The 7,083-nt window shown below is 70.6% G+C and carries 9 protein-coding genes; 8 read left to right on the top strand and 1 reads right to left on the bottom strand.

Going from position 1 to position 7,083, the window contains the following annotated elements; translation table 11 throughout:
- Positions 1–232: 232 nt before the first annotated feature.
- Positions 233–568, bottom strand: a complete 336-nt coding sequence (locus VGC13_RS30680; RefSeq protein WP_331129159.1) for a hypothetical protein — start codon at positions 566–568, stop codon at positions 233–235.
- A 302-nt stretch (positions 569–870) separates the two neighbouring features.
- On the opposite strand from VGC13_RS30680, the gene VGC13_RS30675 reads away from it, so the two are divergent.
- From VGC13_RS30675 to VGC13_RS30640, 8 genes are all read left to right on the top strand, one after another.
- Positions 871–1,197 carry a hypothetical protein gene (locus VGC13_RS30675; protein WP_331129158.1) on the top strand — a complete coding sequence of 109 codons (327 nt, stop codon included), beginning with the start codon at positions 871–873 and terminating at the stop codon, positions 1,195–1,197.
- A complete protein-coding gene (locus VGC13_RS30670) occupies positions 1,194–1,589 on the top strand; it encodes a hypothetical protein (protein WP_331129157.1) in 396 nt (131 codons plus the stop codon). The genes VGC13_RS30675 and VGC13_RS30670 overlap by 4 nt, the downstream gene beginning before the upstream one ends.
- A 473-nt stretch (positions 1,590–2,062) precedes the next feature.
- On the top strand, positions 2,063–2,485 hold the full coding sequence (locus VGC13_RS30665) for a cytochrome c maturation protein CcmE (RefSeq protein WP_331129156.1): 423 nt from the start codon (positions 2,063–2,065) through the stop codon (positions 2,483–2,485).
- Positions 2,482–4,548, top strand: a complete 2,067-nt coding sequence (locus VGC13_RS30660; protein ID WP_331129155.1) for a heme lyase CcmF/NrfE family subunit — start codon at positions 2,482–2,484, stop codon at positions 4,546–4,548. Before VGC13_RS30665 ends, VGC13_RS30660 begins: the two co-directional genes overlap by 4 nt.
- 128 nt (positions 4,549–4,676) lie before the next feature.
- Positions 4,677–5,126, top strand: coding sequence for a cytochrome c-type biogenesis protein CcmH (locus VGC13_RS30655; RefSeq protein WP_331129161.1), 450 nt, complete (start codon positions 4,677–4,679; stop codon positions 5,124–5,126).
- Entirely contained in the window at positions 5,123–5,500 is a 378-nt protein-coding gene (locus VGC13_RS30650) for a hypothetical protein (protein WP_331129154.1), read from the top strand. Before VGC13_RS30655 ends, VGC13_RS30650 begins: the two co-directional genes overlap by 4 nt.
- Positions 5,497–6,237: a heme ABC exporter ATP-binding protein CcmA gene (gene ccmA, locus VGC13_RS30645; protein ID WP_331129153.1), complete on the top strand. Its 741-nt coding sequence runs from the start codon at positions 5,497–5,499 to the stop codon at positions 6,235–6,237. Before VGC13_RS30650 ends, ccmA begins: the two co-directional genes overlap by 4 nt.
- A 2-nt stretch (positions 6,238–6,239) precedes the next feature.
- On the top strand, positions 6,240–6,917 hold the full coding sequence (locus VGC13_RS30640) for a heme exporter protein CcmB (RefSeq protein ID WP_331129152.1): 678 nt from the start codon (positions 6,240–6,242) through the stop codon (positions 6,915–6,917).
- The last annotated feature ends 166 nt before the right edge of the window (positions 6,918–7,083 follow it).

Raw genomic sequence — 7,083 nt, 5'->3', positions numbered from 1 at the left:
AGGACCCTGGTCCCGACGCCTATGATGCGCGACAGCGACAGCGCCTCGTACGCAAACTGCACAAACGGGCCGATGCCCTCGGCTTCGCCCTTGTCGCTATCGACACGGGCGAACTCCTACCGACAGGAGTTTCTTAGGAGGGTCTCGTATCACGCAGGGACGCGGGGAGAGGATGATGAACGTTCTTCCCTCCACGCCTTCGCGTCTCTGCGTGAGGCCTTCTGTTTCCGGATCAGTCCACGGCCAGCGTGGCGAGCGTCTGCCCCTTGTCGGCGCCGCGCGAGGCGGCGATGGCGAAGACCTGGACGCTGCGGGGGCGCGGCTCGGCGCCGTTGGGCACCACGTCGATGTGGTAGAAGCCCGGCAGCCGCGCCGCGCTCACCCGCGCCACGTTCACCTTGGCGGCGTTGCCGGCCGCCATGGGGTCGATGAGGAAGTTGGCCGCGGTCAGGCCGGTCACCGGCTCGCCGTTGGGGTCGGTGACGGACGCGACGATGCGGTTGGTGGGGCGCTCTTCGGGCGCCACGAGGGTGTCTTCGGCGACGGCTTCGACGGTCAGGCGGGCCATGGTGTCCTCCGGGGGCTGCTGGTTTTCTGGCCACGGCGGCGCGTGGGGGCGGCCGGGCGGGGCATCCGGGCGCAGCGTGGCGAACCGGGAGCGGGCTGCCGCCCGCGTCCACGGCGTCATCCGCACGCACGCTCGATTTCTAATATACAATTGTTGTCTCGGAAGGTGAATGGTCTTTTGTTGGACTTTGTTCCAGATGCGGGTACGATCGTGCAACGGGCTCGCGGTGCTTGGCATCCGGCCCCCGGTGCGCCATCTTCCCCCGGACGATCGCCGCGCCTTTCCCGAACCGAGATCCGCCCGTGAACGCGTGCATCCTCTTTCTCTGCCTTTCCCTTGGCGGGCCGCAGCAGCCCCGGCAGCCGCGCGACAGCTTCTTTGGCGAGGACAAGTTCAAGCACCTCGTCACCTCGTTCATCGTCACCAGCCTGGCGGCCAGCGGGGCGCGGGCCGCGGGGCTGGACCACGACTCCGCGCTGATGGTGGGCGTGGGGACGGGCGCGGCGGTGGGGATCGGCAAGGAGCTGCGCGACCGGGGGCGCGAGGGGGCCACGGCGTCGTTCAACGACATCGTGTGGGACCTGGCCGGCGTGGGCGCGGCGGCGGCGGTGCAGTCCCGCGCGCAGTGACGCAGCCGGCCGTACCCGAGGTGCCCGCACGGCTGGTGTTCGCCGGCGGTGAATGGACGGAGGCGCATGCGCGGGTCATCGAGCGCACGCCGGGGTGGAGGCGCTCGTCGGCGCTCACGCAGCTGGGATTGTGGCTGCTGGCGCCGGTGGTGTTCTGGATTCCGCCGCACGTCCCCTGGGTGCTGCTGGTGCTGGGGTTGGGCGCCGTGCGCGCGCTGAACCGCTTTCGCGAGCACCGCACCCTCGTCTCCCTGCGCGGCGCCTGCCCCAAGTGCGGCACCGGGCAGGAGTTCGGCGAGACGGGGCGGATGAAGCAGCCCCACACCGTCCACTGCGCCAGTTGTCGCTGGGAGCTGCGCGTGGACGTGCCGCTCTCCGGCGCGGTGACGTAGGGGCGGGCAGTAATTCGATCCCGCTTCGGATGGGGGTGAGCTGCGTCCGCCGGGCGCCCCCACCGGCTCGCTCAGGCTCGCCACCTCCCCCAAAACTGCTGGGGGAGGTTGGTGTTGCCGCCAGGTAAGGTGCAACCCACGCAGAGTGGAGCATTCGGATCCACGCTCCAGACGCTGTGTCTCGCGTCACCCTCCCCCGCGCAGTTTGCGGGGGAGGGCCGGGGTGGTGGGCCGCCCGCCATCCCGCGCAGAGCCATTCGCCCCGCTCCACAGCCTGCCCCCGCGGACACCGCGTATCAGGCGCCCACTGTAACCTGTCCCCTGTAACCTGTCCCCTCTCCCCTGGCTCCTCGTCAGGCAAACCCCTACCGCCCCTCCGGTTTCCCACCACGCGCAATCCCTTTCACCGCACCTGTTTCGGCTGTATATTCCCGGCCTTCGGCAAGGCGGCACGGTACACGGAGGCAACCACCGTGAAGAAGCAGAGCAGGTTCGCGGCCGGCGCACTGGTGCTGGTCGGCGTCGTGGGGTACCTGGCCGTTACCGGCATGAAGGACTCCATGATGTACTACTACACGCCCGACGAGCTGGCCGCCAAGGTCACCGCCGACCCCTCCGCGCGCGAGCTGGGCGCCAAGGTGGGCGGGCGCGTGGTGCCCGGCACGGTGCAGTTCGACGCGCGCACGCTGGACCTGCGCTTCAACGTGGTCGACATCGCCAGCGGGCGCACCAGCTTTCCCGTGCACTACAACGGCCCGCTCCCCGACACCTTCGAGGAGGGGCGCGACGTGGTGGTCGAGGGGAAGATGAACGCCGCCGGCACCTTCGAGGCGACCACCGTGCTCACCAAGTGCGGCTCTCGCTACGAGGCCGTCGAGGAGGACTTCAAGGCGTGACGCAGATCGGGGAAGTCGCCCTCTGGGTCGCGTTCATCCTGGCGCTGTGGGGCGCCGTGCTGGGCTTTGCCGGCGGCCACCGCGGCCGCGGCGACTGGGTGCTCAGCGCCGAGCGGTCCGTCTACGCCGTCTTCGGCCTGGTCGCCGTGTCGTCCGCGGCCATCATCGCCGCGTTCGTGGGCAACCAGTACGGCTACAAGTACGTCGCGGGGTACAGCAACCGCGAGCTCAGCCTGTTCTACAAGATCACGGGGCTGTGGGCCGGCCAGACGGGGTCGCTGGTGTTCTGGGCGCTCCTGCTGGCCATGTTCTCGTCCATCGCGGTGTTCCAGAACCGGCGCCGCAACCGCGAGTTCATGCCGTACGTCAGCGGCACCCTGCTGGTCGTCCTCTCGTTCTTCCTGGGCGTGGTCCTGTTCGCGTCCAACCCGTTCCAGCTGATGGACTTTACCCCCGCCGACGGCCGGGGGCTCAATCCGCAGCTGCAGAACTACTGGATGACCATCCACCCGCCCACGCTGTACCTGGGCTTTACCGCCTTCACCGTCCCCTTCGCCTTCGCCGTGTCGGCCCTCCTCTCGGGGCGGCTGGACACGCGGTGGATCACCACGACGCGGCGGTGGACGCTGCTCGCGTGGTTCTTCCTCACCAACGGCATCATCTTCGGGATGATGTGGGCGTACGTGGAGCTGGGCTGGGGCGGGTACTGGTTCTGGGACCCGGTCGAGAACGCGTCGCTGCTTCCCTGGCTTACCGGGACGGCGTTCCTGCACTCGGTGATGATCCAGGAAAAGCGCGGCATGCTGAAGATGTGGAACGTGCTGCTGATCGTCAGCACCTTTCTGCTCAGCGTGTTCGCCACCTTCCTGACGCGCTCGGGGCTCATCGAGTCGGTGCACTCGTTCGCGCAGAACCTCACCATCTCCTGGATCTTCCTGGGCTTCCTGTCGTTCCTGATCGTCACCTCGGCCGCGCTGGTGTGGTGGCGGCGTGACGCGTTCGCCCCGGAAAACCGGCTCGAGAGCGTGCTTTCGCGCGAGGCGGCGTTCCTGCTGAACAACCTGGTCTTCGTCGCGGCGATGTTCACGGTGATGTGGGGAACCATGTTCCCCCTGATCTCCGAGGGCTTCACCGGGCAGAAGATCAGCGTGGGCCCGCCGTTCTTCAACCGCGTCAACATCCCGCTGGGGCTGTTCCTGCTGGGGCTGCTGGGCGTGGGCCCGGTGATCGCCTGGCGCAAGGCGACGGGGCGCAACCTGGTCCGCAACTTCTCCACGCCCGTGGGCGCGGCGCTGGTGGTCGGGGCGGTGCTGTGGGTGACGGGCGTACGCAACACCTACGCGCTGCTGACGTTCGTCCTGGGCAGCTTTACCATGACGACCATCGTGGTGGAGTTCTGGAAGGGGACGCGCGCCCGGGCCCGCATCGAGGGCGAGGGCGCGGTGAAGGCCTTCGTCCACCTGATGCAGCGCAACCGGCGGCGCTACGGCGGATACGTGGTGCACGCGGGCTTCGTGGTGATGTTCATGGGCTTCGCCGGCAGCGCGTACGACGTCGAGAAGCAGGTGGCGCTGCGTCCGGGCGAGTCGCTGTCCATCGCCTCGCCGTTCGGCCACACCTACCTCCTCACCTACCAGGCCATGTCCGCCTACCCGGCGACCAACATGACCAAGGTGATCGCGTCGGTGGACGTGGCGAAGGACGGCCGTCCCGCCGGCGTGCTGACGGCGGAGAAGCGCTCGTACCGCCAGCGTGAAGAGGTCGCGTCGGAGGTGGGCATCCGCCGCGCGTGGAACGAGGACCTGTACCTGATCCTCGCCGGCATCGACGACGCCAACGGGGTGATCAACGGCACCAACCCGCGCCCCATCGCCACCTTCCGCGTGCTGGTGCAGCCGCTGGTGCCGTGGATCTGGATCGGCGGGCTGATCATGGCGATCGGCACGCTGGTGGCGCTGTGGCCCGGCGCGGAGCCCGCGCGCCCCGTCGTCGCGCGGCCCAAGGTGGTACGCGTGGGGCGGATGGCCGACGCGGACGCCGAATCCGAGCTGGTGGAGGCGTGATGAGGATGCGCATCGTCGAATTCGGCGCCGAGGCGGCTCGGGGGCGAATGAATTCGCGGCTGGGACGACGCGAAATCCGCCTGCGCGGATGGGGATTGCGTGGGCTCGGGTTGTTGATCGTGGCGCTGATGATCGTCGTGGCCGCGCCGGTGCGCGCGCAGGTGCCGGCGGCGGAGGCGCAGAAGACGGCGGACGCGGCGATCGCGCGGCTGCGCTCGCCGTACTGCCCGGGGCTCATGCTGGAGGTGTGCCCCAGCGGGCCGGCGGAGATGCTGCGCGATTCCATCCGCGCGGCGGCGGCGCAGGGGCAGAGCGCCAGCGCCATCGTCGAAGACGTGCTGGCGCGCCACGGCGAGGAGTGGCGCGCGGTGCCCCGGCGCAGCGGGGCGGGGCTGCTGGCGTGGCTCATCATGCCGCTGGCGCTGGTCGTCGGCGGCCTGGTGCTGTGGAAGCGGGTGGCGGTGATGCGCCGGCAGGGCCCCGCGCTCGCCGCCGCCGACGCGCCGATGTCGGACGAGGAGCGGATGCGGCTGAACGCGGCGCTTCGCGAGTTCGAGCGCGCGGAGGAGGTGGCGTGACGCTGCTGCTCTTCTCGATGCTGCTGGCGCTGCTGGCCGCCGCCTTCGTGGTGCGCCCGCTGGTGGCGCGCCGCGACGCGCTGCTGGTGGACGTGGCGCCCGGCGCGGTGCTCGACGCCGAGGCGCGGCGCCGCGTGGCGCTGGTGGCGCTCAAGGAGCTGGAGTACGACTACCTGGGCGGCAAGCTGGACGCCGCCGACTACCGCACGCAGAAGGAGCGGCTGTCGATGGAGGCGCTGGCGGCCATGCGCGCGGCGGAGGCGGTGGGCATCGAGTCCGGCCGCGTCGCGGCGGGGCCGGACCGGCACGCGTGCGGCTTCATGAACCCGCCGCTGAGCCGCTTTTGCGCGGGGTGCGGGGCGCGGCTGCGTTGAGCGGCGCGCCCGCGGTGCCCGCCAGCGCACCCGCCGTCGAGGCGCGCGGGGTGGAGAAGTGGTACGGCCCGCTCCCGGCGGTGCGGGGGATCGACCTGGCGCTGGCCCGCGGCGAGTTCCTGACCATCTTTGGGCCCAACGGGGCGGGAAAGAGCACGCTGCTGCGCATGCTGTGCGGCGTCGTCCGCCCCACCCGCGGTACCGTCCGCATCCGCGGCGACGAGGTGTGGGGGGATGACGAGGGATGGCGGCGGCGGATCGGCCTGCTTTCGCACCAGACCTTTCTGTATCCCGGGCTGACCGCGGCGGAGAACCTGGACTTCTACGCGCGTCTCTACGCGCTGCCGGACCGCCGGGCGCGCATCGACGAGGCGCTGCGCGGCGTGGAGCTGACGGACCGCGCGCGCGACCGGGTGCGGACGTTCTCGCGCGGGATGCAGCAGCGGCTGGCGCTGGCCAGAACGCTGCTGCACGATCCCGAGGTGGTGTTTCTGGACGAGCCGTACACGGGGCTGGATCCGCACGCGTCGGCGATGCTGCGGTCGGTGCTGGACCGGCTGAAGGACGGGCGGCGGACGGTAGTGCTGGTGACGCACAACCTGTCGCAGGGGCTGGAGCAGGCGGACCGCGTGGCGGTGCAGGTGGGCGGCCGCTGGGTGAGCGACGAGCGCCGCGGGCAGATCGACGCGGCGGGGTGGGAGCGGGTCTACACCGAGCGGGTGGCGGCGGCGGTCTGACGATGGCCGCCTACGTTGCGCAGGCGTGGGCCATCGCCCGCAAGGACCTGCTGCTGGAGGCGCGCTCGCGCGAGCGCTTCGTCTCCATGGCCACCTTCGCGGCGCTGGTGGCCGTGGTCTTCAGCTTTGCGCTGGACCCCACGGTGCGCTCGCGCGACATCGCCGGCGCCATGCTGTGGGTGACGGTGCTGTTCGCGGGAACGCTGGGGCTGGGGCGCAGCTTTGCCATGGAGCGCGAGGCGGACGCGCTGACGGGGGTGCTGGTGTCGCCGGTGCCGCGCGGCGCGGTGTTCCTGGGCAAGTTCCTGGCGAACCTGGTGGTGGTCCTGGCGGTGGAGGCGGTGATCTTTCCCGTCTACGCGCTGTTCTTCGGGCTGCGGTTCGCGGGGGCGCTGGGGGGGCTGGTGCTGGTGGTGGTGCTGGCGACCGTGGGGTTCATGGCGCTGGGCACGCTGTTCAGCGCCATGGCGGCGCACACGCGCATGGGCGAGACGCTGCTTCCCATCCTGCTGCTGCCGCTGCTGATCCCGGTGGTGATCTTTGCCGCCAGCGCCACGCAGCGCCTGCTCGCCGGCCGCCCCCTGGCGGAGGTGGGCGGCAACCTGCGGATGCTGCTGGCGTTCGACCTGGTCTTTCTCTTCGTCTGCACCGCCGCCTTCGGCTCTGCGGTGGAGGAGTAGGACGAGGTCCGGCGGAAGGATCGATGTGCGGGGTCGATCGCCCCGCGGCGGAGGAGGATCGGCGTGCGCGGAGCCGGATCCACAGGCGGATGCGGCGTCTGCCTCCAGAGGGAATCGCGCAGGGTAAGGGCGGCGTCCGCCGCCAGGAGTGGAACGACGGCAGGCG

The sequence above is a fragment of the Longimicrobium sp. genome, from assembly GCF_036399255.1.
Classification (GTDB): Bacteria; Gemmatimonadota; Gemmatimonadetes; order Longimicrobiales; family Longimicrobiaceae; genus Longimicrobium.
The sequence above is the reverse complement of the archived record's forward strand: the minus strand, read 5'-3'. Positions and strand labels throughout refer to the sequence as shown.

Excerpts from the sequence above, each read along its gene's own strand:
- VGC13_RS30680 (WP_331129159.1), bottom strand. The coding sequence starts at position 568 with ATGGCCCGCCTGACCGTCGAAGCCGTCGCCGAAGACACCCTCGTGGCG.
- VGC13_RS30655 (WP_331129161.1), top strand. The coding sequence starts at position 4,677 with ATGATCGTCGTGGCCGCGCCGGTGCGCGCGCAGGTGCCGGCGGCGGAG.
- VGC13_RS30640 (WP_331129152.1), top strand. The coding sequence starts at position 6,240 with ATGGCCGCCTACGTTGCGCAGGCGTGGGCCATCGCCCGCAAGGACCTG.